Source organism: Sphaerisporangium aureirubrum (assembly GCF_042658925.1).
Lineage (GTDB): Bacteria > Actinomycetota > Actinomycetes > Streptosporangiales > Streptosporangiaceae > Sphaerisporangium > Sphaerisporangium aureirubrum.
Genome location: NZ_JBHSRF010000009.1, coordinates 31,297 through 57,309, shown reverse-complemented (window position 1 = coordinate 57,309; position 26,013 = coordinate 31,297). Strand labels below are relative to the sequence as shown.

At 70.2% G+C, this 26,013-nt stretch carries 24 protein-coding genes and 1 pseudogene; 10 read left to right on the top strand and 15 right to left on the bottom strand.

Annotated elements, in window-relative coordinates; translation table 11 throughout:
* Positions 1-401: 401 nt before the first annotated feature.
* Entirely contained in the window at positions 402-1,220 is an 819-nt protein-coding gene (locus tag ACFP1K_RS09380) for an SDR family oxidoreductase (protein WP_380749120.1), read from the top strand.
* A 10-nt stretch (positions 1,221-1,230) separates the two neighbouring features.
* On the opposite strand, the gene ACFP1K_RS09375 is transcribed toward ACFP1K_RS09380, so the two are convergent.
* The gene (locus tag ACFP1K_RS09375; protein ID WP_380749118.1) at positions 1,231-1,617 is read right to left on the bottom strand and encodes an ATP-binding protein; all 387 of its coding nucleotides are present in this window, start codon (positions 1,615-1,617) and stop codon (positions 1,231-1,233) included.
* A gap of 153 nt (positions 1,618-1,770) precedes the next feature.
* Here ACFP1K_RS09375 and ACFP1K_RS09370 point away from each other — a divergent pair, with 153 nt between their 5' ends.
* The 6 genes and pseudogenes from ACFP1K_RS09370 to ACFP1K_RS09345 form a co-directional block, all read left to right on the top strand.
* Positions 1,771-2,613, top strand: coding sequence for a helix-turn-helix domain-containing protein (locus tag ACFP1K_RS09370; protein ID WP_380749116.1), 843 nt, complete (start codon positions 1,771-1,773; stop codon positions 2,611-2,613).
* Positions 2,606-2,806 (top strand): DUF397 domain-containing protein, encoded by a 201-nt coding sequence (locus tag ACFP1K_RS09365; protein WP_380749114.1) that lies wholly within the window; start codon positions 2,606-2,608, stop codon positions 2,804-2,806. Before ACFP1K_RS09370 ends, ACFP1K_RS09365 begins: the two co-directional genes overlap by 8 nt.
* 280 nt (positions 2,807-3,086) lie before the next feature.
* The gene (locus ACFP1K_RS09360) at positions 3,087-4,025 is read left to right on the top strand and encodes a cyclase family protein (RefSeq protein WP_380749112.1); all 939 of its coding nucleotides are present in this window, start codon (positions 3,087-3,089) and stop codon (positions 4,023-4,025) included.
* A gap of 38 nt (positions 4,026-4,063) precedes the next feature.
* On the top strand, positions 4,064-4,585 hold the full coding sequence (locus ACFP1K_RS09355) for a GNAT family N-acetyltransferase (RefSeq protein WP_380749110.1): 522 nt from the start codon (positions 4,064-4,066) through the stop codon (positions 4,583-4,585).
* A 170-nt stretch (positions 4,586-4,755) separates the two neighbouring features.
* Positions 4,756-5,478 (top strand): VOC family protein, encoded by a 723-nt coding sequence (locus ACFP1K_RS09350; protein ID WP_380749108.1) that lies wholly within the window; start codon positions 4,756-4,758, stop codon positions 5,476-5,478.
* Between the two features lie 134 nt (positions 5,479-5,612).
* A pseudogene (locus ACFP1K_RS09345) lies at positions 5,613-6,140 on the top strand (IS701 family transposase); the annotation flags it as partial.
* Positions 6,141-6,431: 291 nt separating this feature from the next.
* On the opposite strand, the gene ACFP1K_RS09340 reads toward ACFP1K_RS09345, so the two are convergent.
* Positions 6,432-7,352, bottom strand: a complete 921-nt coding sequence (locus ACFP1K_RS09340; protein WP_380749106.1) for an RNA polymerase subunit sigma-70 — start codon at positions 7,350-7,352, stop codon at positions 6,432-6,434.
* Between the two features lie 136 nt (positions 7,353-7,488).
* On the opposite strand from ACFP1K_RS09340, the gene ACFP1K_RS09335 reads away from it, so the two are divergent.
* A complete protein-coding gene (locus tag ACFP1K_RS09335; protein ID WP_328369129.1) occupies positions 7,489-8,196 on the top strand; it encodes a DUF899 family protein in 708 nt (235 codons plus the stop codon).
* A 123-nt stretch (positions 8,197-8,319) separates the two neighbouring features.
* Positions 8,320-8,727 (top strand): hypothetical protein, encoded by a 408-nt coding sequence (locus tag ACFP1K_RS09330; RefSeq protein WP_380749104.1) that lies wholly within the window; start codon positions 8,320-8,322, stop codon positions 8,725-8,727.
* Between the two features lie 39 nt (positions 8,728-8,766).
* On the opposite strand, the gene ACFP1K_RS09325 is transcribed toward ACFP1K_RS09330, so the two are convergent.
* The 11 genes from ACFP1K_RS09325 to mshB all read right to left on the bottom strand — a co-directional run bounded on the left by ACFP1K_RS09325 (position 8,767) and on the right by mshB (position 20,334).
* Positions 8,767-9,372, bottom strand: a complete 606-nt coding sequence (locus tag ACFP1K_RS09325) for a hypothetical protein (protein ID WP_380749102.1) — start codon at positions 9,370-9,372, stop codon at positions 8,767-8,769.
* Positions 9,373-9,556: 184 nt separating this feature from the next.
* Positions 9,557-10,771: a hypothetical protein gene (locus tag ACFP1K_RS09320; protein ID WP_380749100.1), complete on the bottom strand. Its 1,215-nt coding sequence runs from the start codon at positions 10,769-10,771 to the stop codon at positions 9,557-9,559.
* Between the two features lie 109 nt (positions 10,772-10,880).
* Positions 10,881-12,161 (bottom strand): hypothetical protein, encoded by a 1,281-nt coding sequence (locus tag ACFP1K_RS09315; protein WP_380749098.1) that lies wholly within the window; start codon positions 12,159-12,161, stop codon positions 10,881-10,883.
* Positions 12,162-12,214: 53 nt separating this feature from the next.
* Positions 12,215-13,477: a hypothetical protein gene (locus ACFP1K_RS09310; protein WP_380749096.1), complete on the bottom strand. Its 1,263-nt coding sequence runs from the start codon at positions 13,475-13,477 to the stop codon at positions 12,215-12,217.
* A gap of 104 nt (positions 13,478-13,581) precedes the next feature.
* Entirely contained in the window at positions 13,582-14,793 is a 1,212-nt protein-coding gene (locus tag ACFP1K_RS09305; RefSeq protein ID WP_380749094.1) for a hypothetical protein, read from the bottom strand.
* 250 nt (positions 14,794-15,043) lie between these two features.
* Positions 15,044-16,276, bottom strand: coding sequence for a hypothetical protein (locus tag ACFP1K_RS09300; protein WP_380749092.1), 1,233 nt, complete (start codon positions 16,274-16,276; stop codon positions 15,044-15,046).
* A 488-nt stretch (positions 16,277-16,764) separates the two neighbouring features.
* Positions 16,765-17,739: an MBL fold metallo-hydrolase gene (locus ACFP1K_RS09295; protein WP_380749090.1), complete on the bottom strand. Its 975-nt coding sequence runs from the start codon at positions 17,737-17,739 to the stop codon at positions 16,765-16,767.
* A 195-nt stretch (positions 17,740-17,934) separates the two neighbouring features.
* Positions 17,935-18,360: a hypothetical protein gene (locus ACFP1K_RS09290; protein ID WP_380749088.1), complete on the bottom strand. Its 426-nt coding sequence runs from the start codon at positions 18,358-18,360 to the stop codon at positions 17,935-17,937.
* 39 nt (positions 18,361-18,399) lie between these two features.
* Entirely contained in the window at positions 18,400-18,936 is a 537-nt protein-coding gene (locus tag ACFP1K_RS09285; RefSeq protein ID WP_380749086.1) for a flavin reductase family protein, read from the bottom strand.
* Positions 18,937-18,946: 10 nt separating this feature from the next.
* On the bottom strand, positions 18,947-19,414 hold the full coding sequence (locus ACFP1K_RS09280; RefSeq protein WP_380749084.1) for a DUF6113 family protein: 468 nt from the start codon (positions 19,412-19,414) through the stop codon (positions 18,947-18,949).
* Between the two features lie 11 nt (positions 19,415-19,425).
* Positions 19,426-20,334 (bottom strand): N-acetyl-1-D-myo-inositol-2-amino-2-deoxy-alpha-D-glucopyranoside deacetylase, encoded by a 909-nt coding sequence (gene mshB, locus ACFP1K_RS09275; RefSeq protein WP_380749082.1) that lies wholly within the window; start codon positions 20,332-20,334, stop codon positions 19,426-19,428.
* A 69-nt stretch (positions 20,335-20,403) separates the two neighbouring features.
* Here mshB and ACFP1K_RS09270 point away from each other — a divergent pair, with 69 nt between their 5' ends.
* Positions 20,404-22,470: a S9 family peptidase gene (locus ACFP1K_RS09270; protein WP_380749080.1), complete on the top strand. Its 2,067-nt coding sequence runs from the start codon at positions 20,404-20,406 to the stop codon at positions 22,468-22,470.
* Between the two features lie 43 nt (positions 22,471-22,513).
* Here the strand turns inward: ACFP1K_RS09270 and ACFP1K_RS09265 are convergent, their stop codons facing one another.
* A complete protein-coding gene (locus ACFP1K_RS09265) occupies positions 22,514-24,265 on the bottom strand; it encodes an ABC transporter ATP-binding protein (RefSeq protein WP_380749078.1) in 1,752 nt (583 codons plus the stop codon).
* A gap of 2 nt (positions 24,266-24,267) precedes the next feature.
* Positions 24,268-25,968, bottom strand: a complete 1,701-nt coding sequence (locus ACFP1K_RS09260; RefSeq protein ID WP_380749076.1) for an ABC transporter ATP-binding protein — start codon at positions 25,966-25,968, stop codon at positions 24,268-24,270.
* Positions 25,969-26,013 lie beyond the last annotated feature (45 nt).

Genomic DNA, 26,013 nt, shown 5'->3' with positions numbered 1-26,013 from the left:
CGCCGTGGAAGGTGTCCACGGGCACGCCGTGGAAGGTGTCCACGGGCACGCCGTGGAAATGGCCCTCGCTGCGCTCGGACGGTCTTTATTGGGGCTCCCGCCCCAAACCCCAGGGCAGGGGCTCTGCCCCCACACCCCCGACCCCGAAAGTTGCTCACTCATAACCGTCGGCTGAGTGGACCGGCACTGTCCCGTCCATCGACGGGCTCCTGATGAAAAAAGAGATCCACGTCGAGCGGATCGACCGGCTGGCCGTGTCAGCGTGAAGTACCACGCGCGCCTCTGTCCGGCGCCAGCCGATGATCAATGAGATTCGAGGCACCGATGAGTTTGAGCGCCTTCTTCCGGAATGTGAATGCGGCGGCCACTTCAGGGCAATTGATCAACTATGGTGACCGGCCATGAGAATCCTCATCGTCGGTGGCAGTGGTTTTCTCGGCAGGGAACTCGTCCGGCAGTGTTCGGCGGCCGATCACGAGGTGGCCGCGACCTACCTGACCCACCCAGGCGAGACCTCGGGTGTCGAGTGGTTGCCGCTCGATGTGCGCCGGCGGGAGGACGCCGAGGCGCTGGTCGGTGCGTGCAAGCCAGAGGTGGTCGTCAACGCCGCCTACCGGCAGGCGGATTGGACGACCACGGCGGTCGGGGCCGTGAACGTGGCTCTCGCCGCCTCCGCGGCAGGTGGGCGGCTGGTCCATGTGTCCAGCGACGCGGTCTTCTCCGGGGTCGCGATCCACTATGACGAGACGTGCGTGCCCGACCCGATCACCCCGTACGGTGCGGCCAAGGCCGCTGCCGAGACGGCGGTGAGCGCGATCGTGCCGGCCTCGGTCATCGCCAGGACGTCGCTGATCATCGGGGACGGCGACTCCCCGCACGAGACCCTGGTGCGTTCCCTGGCCAGCGGCAGGACGAGAGGAATGCTGTTCACCGACGACGTACGATGCGCCGTCCATGTCGCCGACCTGGCCGCGGCTCTCCTCGAACTCGCCGAATCCGAGTACCACGGCATCCACCACGTCGCCGGCAGCGACGCGATAAGCCGGTACGAGCTGGGACTGCTCATCGCCCGGCGCGACGGGCTCGACCCGGACCGATTGCCCTCGGGACGGCGAGCGGACGCCGGCGTCCCCGGCCCGCTGGATGTGCGCCTGGACTGCGGCATGACCCAGCGGCGGCTCAAGACCAGACTGCGTGGCGCGCGCCGGTTTCTGGGGTGAGGTCCGGCCCTCAATACTTCACCTGGAACCAGACGGTGCGATCGGTGGCGTACTGGCGTACACCCCAGCCGGAGGCGAGCGCCTGAACGATGCGAAGGCCCCGCCCGCCCTCGCCGAATTCTTCGTCACGCACCTGCGGGACCTCGTCGCCCCCCGCGTCCACGACGTCGACGTGCACGAAATCGCCGCTGTCGGCGATGGTCATGGTGATTGTTCCGCCGTTCCTGGAATCGGAATGCACCACCGCGTTGGTGACCACCTCGGACACCAGGAGCGTCACGGTATCCAGCACCGCGTGATCACAGCCCAGTTTCTCCCGCACAAAGTCACGGGCGATTCCGGCCGACCTGACCTCACCGGCCAGTTCGATGACGCCTGGCTGTCTTCCGGCCCGCATGCGCTCACCTTTTCGTCCGACACAAGGACCGCGCGTCTTGGAGACTTCGCCTCATCAGAGTGGCGTCACTTGACTACGATCGGTAGCGATTAGTACCCACATCGCGCCACATTTTTGCGTGAGCACGTCAGTGAGCACGCAGATATTTCTGATATGCGCCGGGAAAGGAGTGAGTTGTCCCCCATAAAGAACGCAGATCCCCACGAGTCCCCACGCGCCCTGTTCACCGCAGAATTGCGCCGGTACCGGCAGACAGCCAGGCTCTCCCAACGTGCACTCGCGTCACGAATGGGTTTCTCGGACTCCCTGATCGCCATGGTCGAAACCCTCAAACGCGCGCCGACCGAGGACTTCGCCAGGGCATGCGACAGGGCCTTGGGCCTGGACGGCACCATGTTCGGCCTCTACATCGCCACCAGGTGGGACAGGGCACCCGAGCACCTCAGACCCTGGCTCGAAGAGGAGGAGGAAGCCGAAGCACTGCGCACCTGGGAACCCATGCTCATCCCCGGCCTCCTCCAGGCCGAGTCCTACGCACGCGCCATGTTCTCGGTGGCCCCCGGCATCACCCCCGACCAAATCGAGGAACGGCTGGCGGGCCGCATGCGGCGTCAGTCGATCCTGCACAAGGACAAGCCCCCGACGATCACCGTCCTCATGGACGAGGCCGTGATCCGACGCCGGATAGGCAGCGAGGAGGTCATGCGGGAACAACTCCAGTTCCTGCTGGACGTCGCCAAGCGGCCCAACGTGACCATCCAGGTCGTCCCCTACGACGCCGGGGAGCACTGTGGCCTGGCAGGCGGTTTCATCATCGCCGAAAGGAATGGTGCAGCGTATGCCGCCTATTCGGACGCGCAACCCAGTGGACGCACCATAGAAGACCGGCAGGTCATCGCAGAGCTAGCAGCCAGGTATGACGCGATGCGCGCCGAGGCTTTACCGTTCAAGCAGTCACTCCGACTCATACAGGAAGCGGTGAACCAAAGTGGGTGACCTTCAAGGCGCACAATGGCGCAAGAGCACCTACAGCACAGACAACGGCAACTGCGTCGAGGTCGCGTCGAACCTGCCAAGCCTCGTCGCCGTCAGGGACAGCAAGAACCCGGCCGCCCCCGCACTGATCCTCGCGTCGGCCGAGTGGTCCACGTTCCTGAGCGGCCTCAAGGGCGGCGAGCTGGGCGGCTGAGCCCGCGAACCCCGTGGGTGGCCGCGCGCCTACCGTGTTCACCTGGAGGTGTTCGGGAAATACCCATGTTCCGCCGGGCAGCGGAGGTGGAGTATTTCCCGGACACCGACAGGACCGGACCGCCGGTTTCCGCGCGTGCCGACCCTCTGGTGGCGCTGCCGCGGCGGGTGCGGCACGGTCTCCCGGCGGACGTCGAGCACGGCGTGCGGGATAGCCTGCCTGCGGTGCCTCGAACCACGTGACCGGAGGAGTCGATGCTGAGATGACGGCAGGGCGGCCGATGCCAGCACAGGACGACGTGCTCGGGTACTTCGACACGCTGTCGAACTGGGGACGGTGGGGCGACGACGACCAGCTCGGCACTCTGAACCACATCACCGACGACGTCCGGCTGGCGGCGGCGCGGGCCGTGCGCCACGGCAGGAGCGTGTCGTGCGCATGGGAGGTCGCCGTACCGCAGGACATGGAGCGGTCGACGACGACGTGCCCGTGCGCCGCCGACATGCCGGGTGCCGAGAACATGCCGGTGCCCACGTTCCACAACGACCGGCGCTGGGGCTTCTCGTCCGAGCGGCTCGGCATCACGTTCCACGGCAACACCCTCACCCACGTCGACTCGCCGTGCCACATCTTCTGGGACGGCACGATGTACAACGGCCGGTCGCACTCGCTGGTCGACGCCGCGACGGGATCGGCGTGGGCGGCCGTCACGGCGGCGGCGAACGGCATCATCACGCGCGGTGTCCTGCTGGACATCGCGAAAGTCCGCGACGTGCCGTGGCTGGAACCGGGCCAGGGCGTGTTCCCCGACGACCTCGAAGAGGCCGAGCGTCGCCAAGGTGTGCGGGTGGGACCCGGCGACGCGGTACTCCTGCGCACCGGCTACGGCCGCGCCCGGCACGAGTCCGGTGAGTCCGGCGGTTTCGCACAGGCCGGCTGGCACGCGTCCTGCCTCCCCTGGCTGCACGAACGCGAGGTCGCCCTGATCGGCGCCGACACCCCCCAGGACGTCCAGCCGTCAGGATACGAAGACGTACTGATGCCGGTCCACGCCGTGAGCCTCGTAGCGATGGGCCTGTGGCTGCTCGACAACTGCGACCTGGAGGCGTGCGCCACCACAGCCGCCGAGCTAGCCCAGTGGGACTTCCACCTCACAGTCGCCCCGGTCCGCTTCGCCGGCACATCCGGCAGCCCCGTCAACCCGATCGCCACATTCTGACCGGAGCCGCGAGTACATCCGCGGGCATCATGGTCGTCATGCCAGGGTTCATCGATCCAGCGGCCGAGTTGCGGACGTCTTTTCTGTCCGCGGTGGCGGAGTTCCGGACCGGCCGTGACTACCCGGTTCCCTGGTTCGTCGACGACGTCGACCGGCAAGCCCTGGAAGACTCAAGGGCTTTCGAGGCGTATGTCGCGCGTGTGCTCGGCGAGCGGACCCAAGCAGGCGTACGAAGCGGATTCGTGCCGATGACCACGCTGTGGTGGGTCGACGGCGAGCATTTTCTGGGCAGACTGGCCATCCGCCATCGGCTCACCCCGGCGCTGATGGAGATCGGTGGTCATATCGGCTATGACGTGCGTCCCAGCGCACGTCGTCGGGGACACGCGACGGCGATGCTCGCCGCAGCGCTGCCGATCGCGCGGTCGCTGGGCCTCTCCCGGGCTTTGGTGATGTGCGACCGGACCAATACCGCCTCGCGGCGAGTCATCGAAGCCAACGGTGGCGAACTTCTCGACATCACCGCGAGGAAGCGCCGCTACTGGGTGCCGACCACGTAAAGGGGTCTGACGAGCGTCCGCACGACTTCGGGCCCGTGATGTGTTGAACGCGTCGCCGTCTGACCCAAAAGCGTTGGCGTCGCGATTCTCGAACGGACTAGCGTTGCCTCTGTCGTGCGCCGGGAGGGCGTGCCCTCTGTGCCTGTGCGTCAGCGGATTGGAGATGCCGGATGACTTCCCAGCTCGTCGCGCTCTGCTTCGATGCGAACGATCCGCTCGGTCTCGGGCGCTTCTGGGCCGGGGTCCTGGGCTGGGAGATGGTCGACGACCCCCACGATGGCGTCACGCTGCTGCCGAGTGATGACACCGGGTTCCGGATTCGATTTCTGCCGACCCAGGAGAAGAAGACCGGCCCGAACCAGATGCACTTCGATCTGAAGAGCACGTCACTTGAGGAGCAGCAGCAGACGGTGGCGAGGGCGCTCGAACTCGGCGCGCAGCACATCGACATCGGGCAACGCCCGGAGGAGGGTCACGTGGTGCTCGCCGACCCCGAAGGCAACGAATTCTGCGTGATCGAGCCGGGCAACAAGTTCCTCGCTGACTGCGGGTTCATCGGAGCGCTCTCGTCGGACGGTTCACAGAAGGTCGGTTACTTCTGGAGCGAGGCGCTGGGCTGGCCGCTGGTCTGGGACCAGAACGAAGAGACCGCCATCCGCTCACCGCACGGCGGCCCGAAGATCACATGGGGCGGCCCACCGATAAGGCCGAAGACCGAGAAGAACAGGCTGCACTTCGACCTCGCCCCACCCGCGCACGGCGACCAGCAAGCAGAGGTCGACCGTCTCGTCTCCCTCGGAGCGACTCGAATCGACACCGCCCAGTGCGGGCCCGGCGGGGTGGCGATGACCGATCCCGACGGCAACGAGTTCTGTGTGTCGAGTCCCCGATAGCGTGACCGGACCGGGATCGGCGCGACTCCGACTCGCCTCTGTCGGCTCACGCGAGAAGAGGGTCGGGGGTGCGGGGCGGAGCCGGGGGCCACAGCCTAGACCTTGACCGGTGGCGGTTCATCCTCGACGAGGCGGTGACGCGTGTCGCTGGCCGGTTCGTGCGGGCGGAGCCACGACGGACCGCGGGGCAGATCGTGGAAGGACTGCTGCCGGAGGCGGATCGCAAGACCTGCTGGTCGTTGGCCGAGCGAGCTGGCCACGCCGATCCGCAGGCGATGCAGCGGCTGCTGCGCACGGCGGTGTGGGACGCCGAAGCCGTCCGCGACGATGTGCGTGACTGGCTGGTCGAGCAACGCGGCCATCCTGACGCGGTCCTGGTCACCGACGAGACCGGCTTCCCGAAGAAGGGCGAATGCTCAGTCGGGGTGCAGCGGCAGTACACCGGCACCGCCGGTCGGATCGAGAACAGCCAGGTCGGGGTGTTCCTGGCCTACGTGACACCCGCGGGGCGCGCGCTGATCGACCGCAGACTCTACCTACCCGAGACGACCTGGTGCGACCAGCCCGACCGCCTCGCCGCCGCAGGTGTTCCAGACGACATGGGGTTCGCCACGAAACCGGGCCTGGCCCGGCAGATGATCGCCGCCGCTACCCGACCCGGTGAGCATCGGTGGCTGCTCATCCGCCGTAACCGCACCACCGGCGAACTGGCTCGTCCTGGCCGTCCTGACAATCCTCGCCGCCACCACCGCCCAGCAGCCTGACGCCGACCCGGAGATGATCGCGCTGACCGTCGCCGAGATCCGCCGACTCCTCAACGCCTTCGTCCTGGCCGTGGCGCTACCGCCAGAGCACACCCTGCACTGGTCAACCTGGCGACGGACATCCCAAGCCCGAGCCCGACGATCCCACTACCAGCGCAGACTCGGCCACTTAGCTTGAGACTTACTCGTCTAGGGCTCGAGCGTGGCGGGCATGCCGAAGGCGGCGACGTGACGGGCACCGATGAAGGCGTTGCTCTCTACGATCTTCCCGTTCTCGATCCGGAGTACGTCGACGACCAACGCCTCGTAGTGCGGGCTGCCGGGCCGGCGGAGATAGTTGATCAGTGCCGGGCGCCCGTTGGCCGAGGTGGGGAACGTACGCCAGTCGAGCGGTCGGCCGAGGAACTCCACGGCCGCGTCGATCCCGACGACCGGCGGCTCGGGCGGCATCGTGATCCGTACGTCCTCGGCGAGCAGTGCCCGGATCGTCTCCGGGTCCTTCGCGTTGGCGTAGCGGCGCAGGATCTCTTCGTCCTTACTGGTGAGCTGCGGGCGGCGCCAGTCCTTCGGGTCCGACGGAGCGCGCCGCCGGAGGGTGTGGCGGGCCCGCTGGAGGAGGCTGTTGATGGCCGCTACGGCGGTGTCGAGCGCGGCGGCGATCTCCTGCGGCGTCCAGCCGTAGACGTCGCGGAGCACGAAGGCCGCCCGCTGCCGCGGCGGCAGGTACATGAGCGCTGCGATCACGGCCAGCTCGACGGTCTCCCGGGCGGCGAGACCGGTTTGCGGATCGTCGGCCAGCAGGGCGTCGGGATAGGGACCGAGCTCGGTGGACCACTCCAGCGGATCACCGTACGGTACCGTCCGGTGACCGGCCGCCTTGCGGCTGTCGAGGAAGACGTTCGTGGCGATCCGGTAGAACCAGGTGCGCGCCGACGCCCGACCCTCGAAGCGGTCGCGAGCCCGCCAGGCACGCAGGAAGGTCTCCTGCACCAGGTCGTCCGCGTCGGTGACGTTCCCGGCGAGGCGGTAGCAGTGGACGTGTAGCTCACGCCTGTGCTCGTCGAAGGCGCGCTGCAGCCAGGCCGCCTGCTCATCGGGCGAGTCGGACATGTGATTTCCCCGGGGATGAGTGGTCCTCACAACCGTACTGACGACCGCGGACCCATCCGTCATCGGTCACCGATGACGATCGCCGACTCGGTCGTCTGTACCTGTGACCGATCCCCACTCCACGAAGGAGATAGCCATGACGGCAACCCCCGCGTCCAGCGCCGCCGCGCCCCCGGTCGTCGACCGGGAGACCTGGCTGCGCGAGCGCGACGAACTGCTGGTCCGGGAGAAGGCCCATACCCGCGAAGGAGACGCGATCGCAGCCGCTCGTCGACAGCTGCCGATGACCTTGATGCCGACGGTGACGGTGCGGGGCCCTGGCGGGGACACCCCGCTGGTGGAGGTGTTCGAGGGCCGCCGGATGCTCATCGCCTACTTCCACATGTGGCACGACGGCAAACCGTACGAGCATCAGTGTGAGGGGTGCACCTTCTCGACCTGTCACATGCAGATGCTGGACTACCTGCACGCTCGGGACGTCACCTACGCCGTGTTCTGCGAGGGTCCCTACGACGAAAGTGCCCCGTTCGCGGAGTTCATGGGCTATAGGTTCCCCTGGTATTCGGCGAAAGACTCCGACCCGGCTCTGGCCGACGGTCGTGACTTCGGGTTCATCGCGTGCTACCTGCGCGACGGCGACAAGGTCTACGAGACCTACTGGACCACCGGGCGGGGCGTGGAGGCGTTGATGACCACCTACCACGCCCTGGACCTCACGGTGTACGGTCGGCAGGAGAACTGGGAAAACTCGCCTGAAGGCTGGCCGCGGGTCACCGGGCACCCGTGGCGTCTCAACGGCCGCCCCACCGCGCAATGGTCACGCCCCGGCGTCGCACCGCGATGACGTCCTGACGATCGAAGTGATCATGCTCGGGTCGGCCGCGGTGTAAGCCTGCTGCTGCGTCGTGCCGCGCGGGCGGGCGCTTCCCGCAGAGCCCGAATGCTTGCGGGTGCGACAGTGGCTGTCATGGTCGCGGTGACCCTCGACAAGCACCGGTTGTGCAGCACGCGGGCACGCTGCTGCTCCTGGCCCTTGGCGGTGGCAATCGCCGTCGGCGGTCCGACCGAGCGCGGCCCGGAGCTGGAGTGGCACCGTATGGCCGGGGCCGTGCTCATGGCACTCGCCGTGCTGATGCATCAACACGGCGAGTCGATGGCTACCCACCACATGACCGCCGGGCCCCGGACGGACCACGGCACCGTCACCGGCCATGACGCGGCGCTCGTGTTGCTACGCGCCGCCACGGCGGCTTACCTCTGTTGGATGGCGACCGCACTCGTCCGGCTGCGCAATCGACCGATCACGGACCTGCTCCGTTGGGAGCACCTGGCCATGGAGGCAAGCCTCGCGGCCATGATCTTCTTCATGAGCTAGCCGAGCAAGCCAGTCGGCAGATCAAATGACGTTGGAGTACTAGGAGGGGGTCGCGTTGGGGAGGGGTAGTGCGGGGGAGGCTTCGGTGAACTCGAGGGGGGCGGGGCCGTAGCGTTCGGGGAGTTCGGCGGTGGCCTTCTGGAGGTCGGTGGTGCCTATTTCCACGGCGGAGCCGTCGAAGCGGGCGGCCACTGTGGTGATGGGGACGCCCTTGCGGGTCCAGTAGTCGATGTCGTCGGTGATGCGCTGGGCCAGGGCCTCCAGGCGGCGGGCCGAGTGGGCGGCGTCGCGGAGCTCGACGGGGGCGGTGGGGAACTTGGTGCGCAGGGCTCCGTCCAGGGTGGTGGACGGGACGCGGTAGACGATCAGCTTGGCGCCGTCGATGGATATCCCGGCGTACTGGTCGGGGTAGGTCTGGCGTAGGTACTCGCCGACGCGGTCGGCCAGGACGGCCGCCTCGACCTGGCCGGGCCGGCCCGTGGGGGCGGAGCTCGCGGCGGTGGGCTGGGGGGCGGGGGGCGTGGGGCCTTCGGGGGAGGCGGCGGTGTCGCCGCCGGGGGCCGCGCATGCCGCCATGGTGACGGCCAGGCAGAACGCCGCGCCGAGGACGGTGGCGGTGGTGCGGATGTGATACTTCGCATTCATGATGACGCCTCCGATCACATTGCCCGACAAGCAGTAAAACGAAAAGTGACCGCGATGCGTTCGAACCGGTCGCGAAAACGCGTCCCACCGGCCCCGGGGAAACGATCAGATCATGGCGTAAAAGAGGGGCCGGCGCCGAGCGCCGACCCCTTTTCGGTCATTTCATATTATAAATCGGCGCCGATCATCCGGGGATGATGGCGATCCCGGGGAAGGCCGTGGTCGCGTTGCTCCACGGCGAGTAGTAGACGCGCCGGGAGCAGATACGGCTGCCGATGACGTAGCCGGTGCACGCCACCGTGGCGCTGCCGTCGATGGCGCTGAGCGAACCGGCCGCGTACACCTGGGCGGTGTTGCTGGGATTGACGACCTCGACCGGGGCGCCGCTGTCGCCCTGGCCGGCCGCGTTGGTCCCGGCCGCCTGGTCGAGGCGGACCATGCCCTGGAGCAGGTAGCCCACGTTGATGGTCATGTTGACCGCCGTGACCCGGTTGTTGCACGTGGTGCCGGAGAAGGCGCCGGAGACGCAGACGAACATGCCGATGACGGAGCCGGTGGTGCCGATCACGGCGTTGCTGTACTCCGTGGCCACGTTCCCGACCGGGTTGTTGAACACCCGGCCCGCGGAGCTCGTGCCGATGAGCAGCAGGTCGCGGGGGTCGTTGGTGTGCGTGACGGGACCGATGACCTGGCCGGTCGGGTCATTGGCGATCTGGCCGACGTTCGCGCAGTGCCTGCCGGACAACAACTTGGTCGCGCCCTGATAGGTCACCGCGAAACCGGTCGTGCAGAACGCAGTGCCGCCGACACCCCACGCGCCACCGCCCCACCACGGCGGGCTGTCGTCCCACCGGCTGGCCGGCGTGGGCCTCGCGCCGTACTCCAGGGTGACCGGCACCGCCGCGCCGGAGACCGCCGAGCGGGCCGTGCCGAGCGAGGCGGTGGAGGCGGTCAGCCCCGAGCCGTCCTGCGACGGCGCGACGGAGGTGATCAAACCGGTGTTCTCCCGGATGAGGCGGTTCGCCTCGCGCTCCAGCTCACGGGCCGAGTACGGCGCGGGCAGGACGCTGATCGCCACGTCCCGCCGCAACGAGCCCACGAGAGCGTCGATGCGCGCGGGGACCTCGCCCTTCCAGTACACGCGCAGCTCGTGGCTCTCCGGCGCCGCGACGACACCGGCGTAGCCGTCACCGCTCCGCCCCAGCGCGGCGGTGATCCGGTCGGCGGCCCTGACCATCTTCCGCTGATCGAGCAGCAGATCCTTCCAGGACGCGTAGCCGCCCGGCACCGGCCCGGTGTGCTCGACGGACCCGGTGACCCAGGGTTTGACCGGGTCCGGCGCGCTCGCCGCCTGGACCGTGCCCGTCCCGGCGGTGGCGAGCACGATTCCCGTCGCCATGGCGAGATGGCGTAATCGCGGCACTCTGCGGGTTCTTCGGGGGATATTCACCATTGCGGTCCTTAATAGGGGGATGTGTTCGCGCGGTGGGATGACACAAGGGCGCCGGTCACCCGGTGACGACGGTCATTCCGGGATAGGCCGCGATCAGGTTGCTCCACGGGGAGTAGTACATGCGCCAGGCGCAGATACGGCCGGAGGTCACGTAACCGGTGCACGGCACGAGGGCGTTGCCGTCGAAGACGGAGGCCACACCGGCGGCGTACACCTGCGTGGTGTTGCTGGGGTTCACGACCTCGACCGGTCCGCCGCTGTCGCCGGCGCCCATCGCGTTGGTGAAGGCCTGCTGCTCGGCCAGGACCATGCCGAGCAGCCACCCCCCGGGAAGGGTCGGGACGATGAGGGTCACCCCGACCGCGGTGACCCGGATGTTGCAGTTGGTGCCGGAGTAGGCGCCGGAGGTGCAGACGAACAGGCCGACGTAGGAGCTCTGGGTGCCGATCACCGGGTTGGCATACTCCGTGAGCACGTTGCCGACCGGGTTGTTGAAGACCCGGCCTCCGCTACTGGCGCTGATGAGCAGCACGTCGCGGTTCGGGATCTTCGCGGTGATCGGGCCGATGGCCTGGCCGGTCGGGTCGGCCGCGGCCTGGCCCGGGACCCCGCAGTGCCCGGCGGTCCATATCCCGGTGGCGCCCTGTGACGCCACCGCGAAGCCGGTCGAGCAACTGGCACCGGTCACGGTGTTGCGCCACGCGCCGCCGCCGTACCACGGCGGGTAGTCGTCCCAGCGGCTGGCCGGCACGGGCCGCACGCCGTGCTCCAGAGTGACCGGCACCGCCGCGCCGGCGACCGCCGTGCGGGCCGCGCCGAGCGAGGCGGTGGAGGCCGTCAGCCCCGAGCCGTCCTGTAGCGGCGCGATCGAGGAGAGTGTTCCGCTACCGGCGCGGATCAGGCGGTTCGCCTCGCGTTCCAGCTCACGGGCGGAGTACCGCGCCGGCAGGACGCTGATCGCCACGTCGCGCCGCAACCGGCCCACGAGATCGCCGACCCGCGCGGGCGGCTCACCCTTCCAGTACACGCGCAGCTCGCGGCTCTCCGGCGCCAGGACGACGCCGGCGTACCCGTCGCCGTCTCGCCCCAGCGTCGCGGTGATGCGGTCGGCGGCCCTGACCATTTTCTGCTGATCGAGCAGCAGATCCGTCCAGGAGGCGTAACCACCCGGCACGGGCCCGGTGTGCTCCACGGGCCCGGTGGCCTTGGGCTTGACCGGATCCGGCGCGCTCGCCGCCCCGGCGGTGCCCGTTCCGGCGACGGCGAGGACGATTCCCAGCGCCACCGACAGGTGGCGTAATCGCGGTGCCTTGAAGATGCGAGGGGGATTGTTCATGGGGCGCGATCCTTCTGGATGGGGTGCTACCGGGACATACGGGGATCGGCCGATCATCCGGGGATGATGGCGATGCCGGGGAACGCGCCGGTCACGTTGCTCCACGGGGAGTAGTACATGCGCCAGGCGCAGATACGGCCGCTGGTCACGTAGCCGGTACAGGCCACGGAGGTGCTGGTGTCGATGGCGCTGACCGAGCCGGTCGCGAACACCTGGGTGGTGTTGCTGGGGTTCACGACCTCGACCGGGCCGCCGCTGTCGCCCTGGCCGGCCGCGTTGGTGTGCGCCTGCTGCTCGGCCTGGACCATGCCGAAGAGCAGGTAGCCCACGTTGATGGTGACGTTGACCGCGGTGACCCGGATGTTGCAGTTGGTGCCGGAGAAGGCACCGGAGGTGCAGACGAACAGGCCGACGACCGAGCTGGAGGTGCCGATCACGGGGTTGCTGTACTCCGTGCTGACGATCGCGTTCCCGTTCGCGTTGATCGGGTTGTTGAAGACACGCCCCCCGGAGTTGGTGCCGATGAGCAGGAGGTCGCGGGGGAGACTGACGTGCGTGACGGGGCCGATGACCTGGCCGGTCGGGTCCGTCGCGGTCTGGCCGACGCTCGCGCAGTGCGCGGCGGACAGCAGCTTGGACGCACCCAGATAGGTCACCGCGAAACCGGTCGAGCAGATGGCCGGGCCGCCGTTGACGCCCCACGCGCCGCCGGCCCACCATGGCGGGCTGTCATCCCAGCGGCTGCTCAGCTCGGGCCGCACGCCGTGTTCAAGGGTGACCGGCACCGCCGCGCCGGAGATCGCCGTGCGGGCCGCGCCGAGCGAGGCAGTGGACGCCGTCAGTCCCGAGCCGTCCTGCGACGGCGCGATGGAGGTGAGCACGCCGCTGTTCTCCCGGATGAGGCGGTTCGCCTCGCGCTCCAGCTCACGGGCCGAGTACCGTGCCGGCAGGACGCTGATCGCCACGTCGCGCCGCAACGAGCCCACGAGGCCGTCGATGTACCCGGGGGGCTTCCCCTTCCAGTACAGACGCAGCTCGCGGTTCTCCGGCGCGGCGATGACACCGGCGTACCCGTCGCCGTTCCGCCTCAGCGCGGCGGTGATGCGGCCGGCGGCCTCGACCATCTTCCGCTGGTCGAGCAGCAGGTCCTTCCAGGAGGCGTAACCACCCGGCACCGGCCCGGTGTGCTCCACGGGCCCGGTGACCCGGGGCTTGACCGGATCCGGCGCGCTCGCCGCCCCGGCGGAGCCTGTACCTGCGACGGCGAGCACGATTCCCATGGCCACGGCCAGTCGACGTAATCGGGGGGTGTTCATCGGTAGGGCCCTCCTTGGCGTAGGTCGATGGAACGGAAGACGAAAAGGGACCGGAGCCTTGGCCCCGGTCCCCCATCGTTTGAATCAGAAAATCGTCGGATCGATCATCCGGTGATGATGGCGATGCCGGGGAACGCGGTGGTCGCGTTGCTCCATGGGGAGTAGTAGATGCGCCAGGTGCAGACGCGGCCGCCGGGGCGGTAGCCGGTGCAGGGGACCTGGGTGCTGAAGTCGGTGGCGGTGACGGTGCCGGCGGCGTAGACCTGGTTGGTGTTGCTGGGGTTGGGGACCTCTACGGGGCCGCCGCTGTCGCCGCCGCCGGCGGCGTTGGTGAACGCCTGCTGCTCGGCGCGGACGGTGCCGTTGATCAGCCAGCCCACGTTGATGGTGACGTTGACCGCGGCGACCCGGATGTTGCACAGGGTGCCGGAGAAGCCGCCGGAGGTGCAGACGAACATGCCGACGACCGAGCTGGTGGTTCCGATCACGGGGTTGCTGAACTCCGTCGCCACGTTGCCGACCGGGTTGTTGAATACCCGGCCCCCGGCGCTGGTGCCGATGAGCAGCACGTCACGAGCGGAGTTGCTGTGGGTGACGGTGCCGATGGCCTGGCCGGTGGGGTCCGCGGCGGTCTGGCCGACCGACGCGCAGTGCCCCGAAGAGAGGATCTTGGTGGCGCCCTGGTAGGTCACCGCGAAGCCGGTCGTGCAGGCGGGTGACGGGGTGCCCCACACCGAACCGCCCCACCACGGCGGGCTGTCGTCCCAGCGGCTGGCCACCTTGGGCTGCACGCCCTGCGAAAGGGTGACCGGAACCGCCGCGCCGGCGATCGCCGTGCGGGTCGCGCCGACCGAGGCCGTGGTGGCCGCCAGGCCGGAGCCGTCCTGGAGGGGCTCGATGGAGGTGATCAGGTCGCGGTTGGCGCGGATGAGGCGGTTCGCCTCACTCTCCAGCTCGCGCGCCGTGTACTGGGCCGGTAGGACGCTGATCGCCACGTCGCGCCGCAACTGACCCACGAGATCGTTAATCGCCTTGGAGGGCTTGCCCTTCCAGTACACGCGCAGCTCGCGGTTCTCCGGCGCCGCGACGACACCGGCGTAACCGCCGCCGTTCCGCGCCACGGCCGCGGCGATGCGGTCGGCGGCCTTGACCATCTTCTGCTGGTCGAGCAGCAGATCCTTCCAGGAGGCGTAGCCACCCGGCACGGGCCCGGTGTGCTCCACGGGCCTGGTGGTCTGGGGCTTGACCGGGTCCGGCGCACTGGCCGCCTGAGCGGTGCCCATACCGGCGGCGGCGATCACGATGCCCAACGCCACGGCAAGATGACGGAATCGGGGTGACCTGGCGGTTCTTGGGGGGGTATTCACCGTTAAGATCCTCCTTGGTGAATTGCACGGACACACCTCGGTAATGCGAGCGCGTCAGGTCCGATCTCCGAGACAGCCACTTATCGGAGGAGACAGATCCGGCCGGAGGGCTGAATGATCACCAGCGCGCCACGAAAAGGGGCCGGCGCCTGAGCACCGGCCCCTGATCGCTCAAATCAGATCATTCGGATCTCGTCGATCATCCGGGGATGATGGCGATGCCGGGGAACGCGGTGGTCGCGTTGCTCCACGGGGAGTAGTACGTGCGCCAGGCGCAGATACGGCCGGTGAGAACGTAACCGGTGCAGGCGACGGAGGTGCTGGTGTCGATGGCGGTGTTGACGCCGGCCGCGTACACCTGGGAGGTGTTGCTGGGGTTCACGACCTCGACGGAGCCGCCGCTGTCGCCCTGGCCGACGGCGTTGGTGTGCGCCTGCTGCTCGGCCTGGACGGTGCCGTTGATGATGTAGCCGACGTTGATGCTCACGTTGACGGCCGTGACGCGGATGTTGCAGTTGGTGCCGGAGTAGGCGCCGGAGGTGCAGACCCACAGGCCGACGGCCGAGCTGGAGGTGCCGATCACGGGGTTGCTGAACTCCGTGCTCACGATCGCGTTGCCGTTCGCGTTGGTCGGGTTGTTGAAGACCCGGCCACCCGCGCTGGTGCCGATGAGCAGCACGTCACGGGAGTTGTTGTCCTGCGTGATGGAGCCGATGGCCTGACCGGTCGGGTCGGTGGTGGCGTTGCCGACCGCCCCGCAGTGCCCGGCGGAGAGGATCTTCTGGGCACCACCGTAGGTCACGGCGAAGCCGGTCGAGCAGCCGCCGCCGGTGCTGGCGTTGCGCCACGCGCCGCCGCCCCACCACGGCGGGGAGTCGTCCCAGCGGGTGGCCAGCTCGGGCTTCGCGCCGTACTCGAGGGTGACCGGGACGGACGCGCCGGTGATCGCGGTGCGGGCCGCGCCGAGCACGGTGGTGCCGGCCGTCAGACCCGAGCCGTCCTGCAGCGGCGCGATGGAGGTGAGCGTGTCCTTGTTGGCGTGGATCAGGCGGCTCGCCTCACGCTCCAGCTCACGCGCGGAGTACTGGGCGGGGAGGACGCTGACCGCTACTTCGCGCCGCAACTGGCTCACGAGGTCGTTAACCGCTCTGGGGGCCTTGCCCTTCCAGTACACGCGCAGTTCGCGGTTCTCCGGCGCCGCGATGATGCCGGCGTAGCCGTTCGCGTACTGGCCCGAGATGGCGGTGACGCGGTCGGCGGCCTTGACCAGCTTCTGCTGGAACAGCAGAAGATCCTTCCAGGAGGCGAAGCCACCCGGGACCGCACCGGTGTGCTCGATGGCCCCGGTGGTGCGGGGCTTGACCGGGTCCGGCGCGCTGGCGGCCTGGGCGGTGCCCATACCGGCGGCGGCGAGCACGATTCCCATCGCCACGGCTAGGTGGCGGAACCGTGGAAGTTTCAAGGTGCTGGGGGGGTTATACACCGGGGTGATCCTCCTTGGATGAATTACGGTGACAAACCCCGGTATTTCATGCCAATAAGGGCCGATCAATACCTTGACCCTCTTGGTCAGTGATGGTAAATGCTGATTGTTGACCGCCCACATGCCCAGATTCCGGCCATGCGATTATCAGCGGCAGGGAAATGTGATCTCGCTCATCACCTGGGCACACGCATTCACGGCATCCGGAACTGCGCGAAACGGACAGTTACCGAATAATGTCCACATCCGGACATGTCTAAAGTCGCTGGGAGCGCTCCATCAGGACCCGCCGAAACCCCGTCCAGGGAGCCTTCACGCATCCGGCCAGGGACCTGTGCCGTCCGTCCCAGGGACACGGCGCGTCCGGCCAGGGAGGCCGTCGACCGAGCCCAGGGATCCCCTGTCCCCCCGTGGGCAATCGGTATGGAAAGGGGTGGTCACCCGGTGAGCACCCGGGTCTCGCCGATGGCCAGATCCCACAGGTCGGACCGGTCGCGGCCCGCGGATTCCCACGCCTCCCGGGCCTCCTGGACCGGCGCCATCAGCGGCTCGCCCGACAACACGAACGTCCCCCAGTGCATGGTCGCCATCCGCCGGACGCCGATGTCGTCGCACGCCTGCACGGCCTGCTCGGGGTCCACGTGGCTGACGTGCATGAACCACCGGGGCTCGTACGCGCCGACCGGCATCAGGGCCAGGTCGATGCCGGGGTAGTGGTCGCCGATCTGCTTGAAGCGGTCGCCGTAGGCGGTGTCGCCCGCGAAGTAGACCCGCTGGTGCGGCGAGGTCAGCACCCAGCCGCCCCACAGGCTCCGGCAGGTGTCCCGTATCCCGCGGCGGCTCCAGTGGTGGGCGGGCACGAAGTCGAAGGACACCTCGCCGATCCGCGCGCTCTCCCACCAGTCGAGCTCGGTGACGTCGGTGAAACCCTTGCGGGTGAACCAGCTCCCGAGGTTGGCGGGCACGAACATCGGGGTGTGCCGCGGCAGGCGCCGGATGGTCGGGGCGTCCAGGTGGTCGTAGTGGTTGTGGCTGATCACGACGGCGTCGACATGAGGCAGGTCGCTCCACGCCAGGCCCGGAGGGGTGAGCCGCTGCCGCACGCCGGGGATCTTCCTGGACCACACCGGGTCGGTGAGCACCGTCAGCCCGCCGATCCGCAGCACGTAGGTGGCGTGGCCCACCCAGGTCACGGCGGTGTCCCGGGGCCCCACCGGCGGCAGGCCCGCGCGCAGCACGGGGATCTGGTCGGCGTCGCCGATGTCAGGCCGGATGCCGCCGTGCCAGGCGACGCTGAGCACCTCGCGGAAGTCGGGAAGCGGGCAGGTCAGCCGGTCCTTGAAGTCGGCGGGCCAGGTACGCCTGCGAGGTGGAGCCGAGGGGGAGATCTCCGGGCTGACCGTTTGCGACATACGACCCCTCCTGTTCGTCGACCCAGGGCAGGCGAGTGTCATGCGGCGGATATAGCGATCACACTCTGGAATCTGATAATCCCCCGTGGGCGAAAATCATGCGTCGGCCGTACGAGGTATCCGTCATGTCCTTCTTGAAGTGGAGAAATCCCCCGTTCGGAGTAGGTCGTACCCAGACCCGGCCCCGCCGGTCCTCTACTTCAGGGTGCCCCGTCGCCAGCGGGAGGACCGCCGCGGGTAGCCTCCGTCGTCCAGATCGGCCAGGCGTTCGAACACGTTCCACGCGGCGGGATGCCCGCTCAGCGCCCACGACAGCGCCACGGCGAGCACGTACAGCGGCAGCATCGGCAGGCCGACGCAGAAGGCGTACTGCGTGGCGTGGCGGGCCTCGTGCCGCAGCAGCGCGCCGGTGAGGTGGCCGTCGGGATGGGCGGTCAGCACGACGTTGCCCACGGTGAACGCCCCGGCCACCGGGAAGCGCAGGCGGTAGCCGTGCGCGTACAGCAGGCCGTCATCCCCGCGGCGGACGGAGGCCCGGCCGGCCAGGGCGATCAGCAGGCCGAGCGGGGTCGACAGGTTGACGAGATTGACCACCTGTCTGGCCCGATGCCGCCGGAGCATACTTCGATTGTCACCCCGCGCGGCCGTTCCGTCACTCCCTCACGGGCCCGGATCCGGGGGCGTCCCAGGAGGCGCGCCGGGGGCGAGATGACGGTAGTGGCCCTCGTGGTAGACCAGCGGCGGCGCGTCACGCGGGAGCGTCGCGGTGACCACCGCCCCGACGACGATCGAGTGGTCGCCGCCGTCGTGCACGGCGGTCGTGCGGCACTCCAGGGTGGCGATCGCCGTGTCGAACAGCGCCAGGCCGAGGGTGCCCCGGCGGTGCGACCAGCGGTCCAGCCAGCCCTCCAGGGTCCGGCCGCGGGTGGCGAAGGCGCGGGACGCCGCCTCGCCGTCCTCGCCGAGGATCGACACGCCCCACACCCCGGCCGACAGGACGGCGTCGTGGAACCTCGCCACCTTCTCCACGCAGACCAGCACGAGCAGGGGCTCCAGGGACACCGAGGCGAAGGAGTTGACCGTCATCGCGTGGTCCACGCCGTCGGCCAGGGTGGTGACGACCGCGATGCCCGTGGCGAACCGGCCTGCCACCGCCCGGAACACCGACTGGGTCACCTGGTCGTCCACAGATCGCACGGCCGCCAGCTTAAGCCGACATCCCGTCCGAGAAGTTGACCGGGTGCTTGCCCGGATAGGACCCCTGGTGGAGCAGCCATGACCCGGAGGAGGGGATGAGCAGCACCGCGGCCACCAGCGCCACCGCGCCGGTCGCGAGGTACCAGTAGCCCGCGGAGTTGGCGGCGATCACCAGGTCGCCCTCGGGCCGTTCGACCGAGAACACCAGCGCCACGAGCATCCACCCCACGCCCGGCACGAACGCCCCGAGCTTGGACGACATCAGCCGTCCCGCGCCGTACAGCAGGCCGAAAAGCACCAGGCACAGGCCGATCGGGACCAAGGGGATCAGCGGGATGCCGCCGCCGGGGTCCCAGGAGTGCTCCAGCCCGGCCACCACGCCGAACACCAGGCCGAACACGAAGAGCACGGCGTACGCCAGGCCGCCGACGACGGCCGCGGCCACCGGGTGCGGCCGGCCGGCCTGCTCCTCGTCCATGACTCAAAAGGCTAGCCGATGCCCGCGAAGAGATCGTCTTCGCGGTCGAAGGGCTCGCCGAGCCCCCAGTCCTCGGGGGAGAGCTGCCGCCCGGCCGGTCCCCGCTCGCCCGCGACCAGCCGGAAGTACTCCAGGCCGAGCCCTTCTGGACCGAATCGCTCCGACAGCACGAACCACGGCATGTCCTGGCTGATCTGCGAACGGTGGGCACGCAGCGCGTCCAGCTTGGCCGCGCCGTACTCCCTGCCGTCGATCACCGTGCTGATCTCGTCGTCCTGAGACCCGAAGGGCACCTCGTCGATGCTCTCCTCGGTGAAGAAGTCGAAGTCGGTGCCCCGCATCTGCTCGGCGATCCGCCGCATGCTGGACTTGGCCATCGCGAGGAAGTAGAACTTGGCGACCTGCCACGGCTCCCCGGTCCCGAACGACGGGTCGCCCGACAGCTCGAAGGCCCGCCACGCGACGCGGTACGCCTGGATGTGGTCGGGGTGCCCGTAGAAGCCGTTCTCGTCGTAGGTCACGATGACCTGCGGCCGGACCTCACGGATGATCTCGACGAGCTCCCCGGCGGCCTCGTCGAGATCGGCGCGCCAGAAACAGCGGGGGTCGTCGTTGGTGGGCTCGCCCATCATCCCGGAGTCGCGCCAGCGGCCGGGGCCGCCGAGGAAGCGGTGGTCGTCCACACCGAGGGCCTTGCACGCGGCCTCGAGCTCCCCGACGCGGTGCTCGCCGAGGCGGTTCTCCTCGCTGGAGGCGAGGTGGGCCAGGTCGGGCACCACGATCTCGCCCTCCTCACCCAGAGTGCAGGTCACGAGGGTGACGTGGGTGCCCTCCGCGGCGTATTTGGCCATCGTGGCGCCGGTGCCCGACGACTCGTCGTCGGGGTGGGCGTGCACGAGCAGCAAGCGGCGATCAGTCATGACCCGAGACTACGTCCAGGCTCGGCGGGGCCGCGTACCGGCGGCCGATGGGCTGGCAGGATGAGAGGCATGAGTGAGAGCTTTCCCCGCATGTACGCACGCACCCGCCGTTTCACCCTGGGGGTGCCGAGAGGCTTCACCGTCGCCCCGGGCGGCGAGCGCGCCACCTTCCTGCGCAGCCGGTCGGGCACCGACGCCGTGACCTGCCTGTGGGAGCTCGACCTCGGGTCCGGCGCCGAGCGGCTGCTGGTCGACCCGGCGGACCTCGGCCCGGCCGACGAGGAGCTGCCGGCCGAGGAGCGGGCGCGCCGCGAGCGGGCCAGGGAGTCGGCGGGCGGCGTGGTGGCGTACGACGCCGACGCCACGCTGACCACGGCCGTCTTCGCGCTGTCCGGCGCGCTGTACGTGCTGGACGTCCCCTCCGCCCGGGCCCGCGCGCTCACCACCCCCGGGCCGGTGATCGACCCGCGGCTCTCCCCCGACGGCACCCGTGTGGCGTACGTCACCGGCGGCGCGCTGCACGTCCAGGACCTCGCCACCGGCGCGGACCGCGCGCTGGCCACCCCCGAGGCCGAGGGCGTCACGTACGGCCTCGCCGAGTTCATCGCCGCCGAGGAGCTGGAGCGGCTGCGCGGCCACTGGTGGTCCCCGGACGGCACGGCGCTGCTCGCCGAGCGGGCCGACGAGTCCCCCGTGGACCGCTGGCACATCGCCGACCCGGCCAACCCCTCGCGGGTCCCCGCCACGGTGGCCTACCCCGCGGCCGGCACGGCCAACGCCGTGGTGGAGCTGGTGGTGCTGGGCATGGACGGCTCGCGCACCCCCGTGCCGTTCTCCGACGAATACCTCGTGTCGGCCGTCTGGGACCGGCACGGCCCGCTGATCGTCACGATGTCCCGCGACCAGCGCACCATGCGGGTGCTCGCCGTCGACCCCGCCACCGGCACGACCGCCGAGGTGCGTACCGACACCGACCCCGCCTGGGTGGACGTCGTGCCCGGCGTGCCCGCCCGGCTGCCCGACGGCCGGCTGGTGTGGACGGCCGTGGACGGCGACGCGCGGCGCCTGCTGGTGGGCGACGTCCCGGTCACCCCGCCGGACATGCAGGTCCGCGATGTGGTCGGCGTCGAGGACGGCACCGTGCTGTTCCGGGCGAGCACCGACCCCGCCGAGATCCACCTGTGGACCTGGTCCTCCGGCACCCTCACGCCCGTCACCGGCGACACCCCCGGCGTGCACCACGGCCGGATGAGCCACGGCGTCCTCGTGCTGGTCAGCCAGACCCTCGAATCCCCCGCCACCACCGTCCGCGTGGTGAACGGCGAGCGCCGCCTGCCCGTGCGCTCCCTCGCCGAGCGCCCGCGCCTGGAGCCCCGGGTGTCGCTGGTGCGCACCGGCACCCGCGAGCTGACCACGGCGGTGCTGCTGCCCAGCGGGCACGTGCCCGGCTCGGCGCGGCTCCCCGTCCTCATGGACCCCTACGGCGGGCCGCACGCCCAGCGCGCTCTCTCGTCGGGCCGCTCCTACCTGGAGCCGCAGTGGTTCGCCGACCAGGGCTTCGCGGTCGTGGTCGCCGACGGCCGCGGCACCCCGGGCCGGGGTCCCGCGTTCGAGCGCGAGGTGCTGAACGACCTGGCGACCCCCGCCCTGGAGGACCAGGTGGACGCCCTGCACGGCGCCGCCCGCCTGTACCCCGACGACCTGGACCTGTCCCGGGTCGCCATCAAGGGCTGGTCCTTCGGCGGCTACCTCGCCGCCCTGGCCGTGCTGCGCCGCCCCGACGTCTTCCACGCGGCCGTGGCGGGCGCCCCCGTCACCGACTGGCGCCTCTACGACACCGGCTACACCGAGCGCTACCTCGGCCACCCCGGCGAGCAGCCGGACGTCTACGAGCGCTCGTCCCTGCTGGCGGACGCCGAGAAGCTGGAGCGTCCCCTGCTGCTCATCCACGGCCTCGCCGACGACAACGTGGTCGCGGCGCACACCCTGCGCCTGTCCTCCGCGCTGCTGTCCGCGGGCCGCCCGCACACCGTCCTGCCGCTGTCCGGGGTCACCCACATGACGCCGCAGGAGGTCGTGGCGGAGAACCTGCTCCATCTCCAGGTCGACTTCCTGAAGAAGGCCCTGTCCGCCTGATCCCCGCCGCGAGCCCCGCCACGGTCGTGGCGGGGCCCGTTCTTCAGCGGGTGGTGCCGTGCCAGCTCTCCCACAGGGCGGCGTACGCGCCGCCCGCGGCGACCAGGTCGTCGTGGGAGCCGAGTTCGCTGACCCTGCCGTCCTCGACGACGGCCACGCGGTCGGCGTCGTGGGCGGTGTAGAGGCGGTGGGCGATGGCGATCACCGTGCGGCCGTCCAGCACCGCGGCGAGCGAGCGCTCCAGGTGGCGGGCGGCATGCGGGTCGATCAGCGAGGTGGCCTCGTCCAGCACGAGGGTGTGCGGGTCGGCCAGCACCAGCCGGGCCAGCGCGATCTGCTGGGCGTGCGCGGGGGACACCGCGAAACCGCCCGAGCCGACCACGGTGTCCAGGCCGTCCGGCAGCGCCTCCACCCACTCCCACGCGTCCACCGCGACCAGCGCGCCCTTGACCTGCGCGTCCCCGGCGCCGGGACGGCCGATCAGCACGTTGTCCCGCAGGGTGCCGCGGAACACGTGGTGCTCCTGGGTGACCAGCGCGACGTGGCCGCGCAGGTCGTCCAGGGGCAGGTCGACCAGGGAGACGCCGCCGACGGTGACCTCGCCGGTGCGCGGGCCGTGGATGCCGGCCAGCAGCCTGCCGAGCGTGGACTTGCCCGCGCCGGACGGGCCGACGATGGCGAGCCGCTCCCCCGGCGCCACGTCCAGCGAGACGCCGTGCAGCACGTCGCGGCCCTCGCGGTAGGCGTACCGGACGTCGTCGGCGACCAGTTCCTCACCGTCGGGACGGCCCTCGCCCGCCACACGGTCGTCCGGCACGTTGGCCACGCCGAGCAGGCGCGCCATCGACGCGGCGCCGACCTGCAACTCGTCCACCCAGGACAGCAGCCGGTCCAGCGGGTCGATGAGCTGCTGCACGTACAGCGTGGCGGCGGTGACCTGGGCCAGCGACACCCAGCCGTTCAGGTGGAACAGGCCGCCGAACAGCAGCGTGGACGCCACCGGCAGCACGTAGCCGATCTCGACGGCCGGGAACCACACCATGCGCAGGCCAAGGGTGTAGCGCTCGGCGGCCCACGACCTGGCGATGTCGGTGTCGGTGCGGCGGTGCCTGCGGGCCTGGAGGCCGAACGCCTCGACGGTCCGCGCGCCGTCGACGGTCTCGCTCAGGCCCTCGGTCATCTCGGCGTACGCGGCGTTCTCCCGCAGGTAGCCGTCCCTGGCCCGCCGCAGGTACCAGCGGGTGAAGAACCACAGCAGCGGCACGGCCAGCAGCGACGGCAGCAGGAGCAGCGGGCCCACCAGGGCCAGCGCGCCGAGCACGAACGAGCCGGCCACGACCGCGATCAGCGTCTCCGGCACGGCGTGCCGCACGGTGCGCGACAGCGAGTCCACGTCGCGGGAGGTGCGGGTGACCAGGTCGCCGGTGCCCGCGCGTTCCACGGTGGACAGCGGCAGGGCCAGCACGCGGTCCACGAACTCCTCGCGCAGCTCGGCGAGGACGGCCTCGCCGAGCTTGGCGGAGTTGTACACCGCGAAGCGGATCAGCACGGCCTGCGCGACGACGAAGGCGGCGATGCTGATCGCCACCGTGTCCACGCCGATGCCGCCGGTGCCGTCGCGCACGCCCTCCACCAGCTCGCCGAGCAGGCGCGGCGCCGCGAGGCCCGCGACCGCCGCCAGGGCGTGCAGGCCGAGGGCCAGGCTCAGGCGGCCGGGGTACTTCAGGGTCAGCCGGCGCGCGTAGGCCCGGACCTGGGCCTCGTCGGCGACGGGCAGGATTCTCGAGTTGCTCACGGTCAGCCCTCCCCTCGGGTCACGGTGGCGGTGTAGGCGGGTTCGGTGGCGATGAGGGTGCGGTGCGCACCCTCGGCGAGCACCTTGCCGTCCTTCATGAAGATCACGTGGTCGGCGCGGTCCAGCATCAGCGGGCTGGTGCTGCACACCAGGGTGGTGCGCCCGGTGCGGGCCTTGGCGAGCCGGTCGGCGATGCGCGCCTCGGTGTGCGCGTCCACCGCGCTGGTCGGCTCCACCAGGATCAGCACCTCGGGGTCGGCCAGCAGCGCCCGCACCAGCCGCAGCCGCTGCTGCTGGCCGCCGGAGAACTCCCAGCCGCCCTCGGCGACGTGCGACTCCAGGCCGTCCGGCAGCGCCTCCACGATGTCCTCGGCGCCCGCGGCGTGCAGGGCGTCCGCCACCTCGTCGTCGGAGGCAGAACCCGTGGGGTCCAGCTCGTCGCGCAGCCGGCCGCTGAACAGGCGGGCGGCGTTGTCCGCCACCAGGATGCGCCGCCTGACCTCGGCGGGCGCCATCTCGGCCAGCCGGACGCCGCCGTAGGTGACGTCGGCCTCGGCGTAGCGGCCGAGGCGGTCGGCCTCCGCGATGGCGTCCTCGGGCACCGCGCACGCCAGGGCGGTCAGCCGGCCCGGCCGGACGACCACACCCGACTCGCGGTCGGCCAGGTCGCCGCCGGGCTCGGGCGTCGCGTCCGTGGCGCCGGTGCCGCCGATCTCCGGGTCCAGGGACAGGATGCGGACCACCCTGCGGGCCGCCACGTGGCCTTTGGTGAGCTTGTCGGCGGCCTCGGTCATGGTGCGCAGCGGGCCCACCAGGAACAGCGCGTAGCCGTAGAAGGAGACGAGCTGGCCCACGGTGATGGTGCCGTCCAGGGCGTAGCGGGCGCCCTGCCAGGTGACGAAGGCGATGAGGATGCCGGGCAGCAGCAGCTGCGCGCCCTCCAGCGCGGCGTCCACCGAGGCGACCCGCACGCCGGCCTCCCGTACCCGCTGGGACTCCTCGCGGTACCGGTCGGTGAAGACCTGCTCGCCGCCGATGCCGCGCAGCACGCGCAGACCGGCCACGATGTCGCCCGCCCGGGTGGCGAGGTCGCCCTGCAGGTCGCGCTGCACGTGCTGCCTGCGGTGCAGCGGGCGCAGCAGCGGCGCGACGGCCAGGGCCATCAGCGGCACGCCGATCAGCACCATCATGCCGAGCCGCGTGGAGGTGCTCAGCAGGATCACGGTGACCGCGCCGATCGCCACCACGGCGCCGCTGCCGCGCAGGACGATGTCCACGGCGTTGCCGATGTGCGCGATGTCGGAGTTGCCGACGCTGATCACCTCACCGGTGGACAGGCGTTTCGGCAGGGTGGCACCGAGCCGGGTGGCCTGGCGGGCCGTCACCTGGACCGTGCGGTAGGCGGCGCACAGCCAGTTGTAGACCGCCGAGCGGTGGCGCATGACGCCGCCGAACGAGGCCACGGCGCCGAGTCCGAGCACGACGAGCGACCAGCGGACCAGCCCGCTTGCGTCGTGGGCGGTGAGACTGTCGATGGCCCTGCCGATGGCCGCGGGGACCAGGGCCTGCGCCAGCCACCACAGCACGGCGAAGCCCATGCCTGTCAGCAGCGGGGCGGCCTGGCCGCGCGCGATCCACCACAGGTACCGGAACGGGCTGCGGGCATCGGGAACGCCGGGGTCGGCGAGAGGAAGGGAGCGCATGGCCCACTCAGGCTGACCTACCGGGACCAGGGGCGGCAAACCATT

What these genes read in the sequence shown, in the direction of transcription:
- ACFP1K_RS09380 (WP_380749120.1), top strand. Translation starts at nt 402, where the DNA reads ATGAGAATCCTCATCGTCGGTGGCAGTGGTTTTCTCGGCAGGGAACTC.
- ACFP1K_RS09375 (WP_380749118.1), bottom strand. Translation starts at nt 1,617, where the DNA reads ATGCGGGCCGGAAGACAGCCAGGCGTCATCGAACTGGCCGGTGAGGTC.
- ACFP1K_RS09370 (WP_380749116.1), top strand. Translation starts at nt 1,771, where the DNA reads ATGCGCCGGGAAAGGAGTGAGTTGTCCCCCATAAAGAACGCAGATCCC.
- ACFP1K_RS09360 (WP_380749112.1), top strand. Translation starts at nt 3,087, where the DNA reads ATGCCAGCACAGGACGACGTGCTCGGGTACTTCGACACGCTGTCGAAC.
- ACFP1K_RS09355 (WP_380749110.1), top strand. Translation starts at nt 4,064, where the DNA reads ATGCCAGGGTTCATCGATCCAGCGGCCGAGTTGCGGACGTCTTTTCTG.
- ACFP1K_RS09350 (WP_380749108.1), top strand. Translation starts at nt 4,756, where the DNA reads ATGACTTCCCAGCTCGTCGCGCTCTGCTTCGATGCGAACGATCCGCTC.
- ACFP1K_RS09340 (WP_380749106.1), bottom strand. Translation starts at nt 7,352, where the DNA reads ATGTCCGACTCGCCCGATGAGCAGGCGGCCTGGCTGCAGCGCGCCTTC.
- ACFP1K_RS09335 (WP_328369129.1), top strand. Translation starts at nt 7,489, where the DNA reads ATGACGGCAACCCCCGCGTCCAGCGCCGCCGCGCCCCCGGTCGTCGAC.
- ACFP1K_RS09330 (WP_380749104.1), top strand. Translation starts at nt 8,320, where the DNA reads ATGGTCGCGGTGACCCTCGACAAGCACCGGTTGTGCAGCACGCGGGCA.
- ACFP1K_RS09325 (WP_380749102.1), bottom strand. Translation starts at nt 9,372, where the DNA reads ATGAATGCGAAGTATCACATCCGCACCACCGCCACCGTCCTCGGCGCG.
- ACFP1K_RS09320 (WP_380749100.1), bottom strand. Translation starts at nt 10,771, where the DNA reads ATGGCGACGGGAATCGTGCTCGCCACCGCCGGGACGGGCACGGTCCAG.
- ACFP1K_RS09315 (WP_380749098.1), bottom strand. Translation starts at nt 12,161, where the DNA reads ATGAACAATCCCCCTCGCATCTTCAAGGCACCGCGATTACGCCACCTG.
- ACFP1K_RS09310 (WP_380749096.1), bottom strand. Translation starts at nt 13,477, where the DNA reads ATGAACACCCCCCGATTACGTCGACTGGCCGTGGCCATGGGAATCGTG.
- ACFP1K_RS09295 (WP_380749090.1), bottom strand. Translation starts at nt 17,739, where the DNA reads ATGTCGCAAACGGTCAGCCCGGAGATCTCCCCCTCGGCTCCACCTCGC.
- ACFP1K_RS09290 (WP_380749088.1), bottom strand. Translation starts at nt 18,360, where the DNA reads ATGCTCCGGCGGCATCGGGCCAGACAGGTGGTCAATCTCGTCAACCTG.
- ACFP1K_RS09280 (WP_380749084.1), bottom strand. Translation starts at nt 19,414, where the DNA reads ATGGACGAGGAGCAGGCCGGCCGGCCGCACCCGGTGGCCGCGGCCGTC.
- mshB (WP_380749082.1), bottom strand. Translation starts at nt 20,334, where the DNA reads ATGACTGATCGCCGCTTGCTGCTCGTGCACGCCCACCCCGACGACGAG.
- ACFP1K_RS09270 (WP_380749080.1), top strand. Translation starts at nt 20,404, where the DNA reads ATGAGTGAGAGCTTTCCCCGCATGTACGCACGCACCCGCCGTTTCACC.
- ACFP1K_RS09260 (WP_380749076.1), bottom strand. Translation starts at nt 25,968, where the DNA reads ATGCGCTCCCTTCCTCTCGCCGACCCCGGCGTTCCCGATGCCCGCAGC.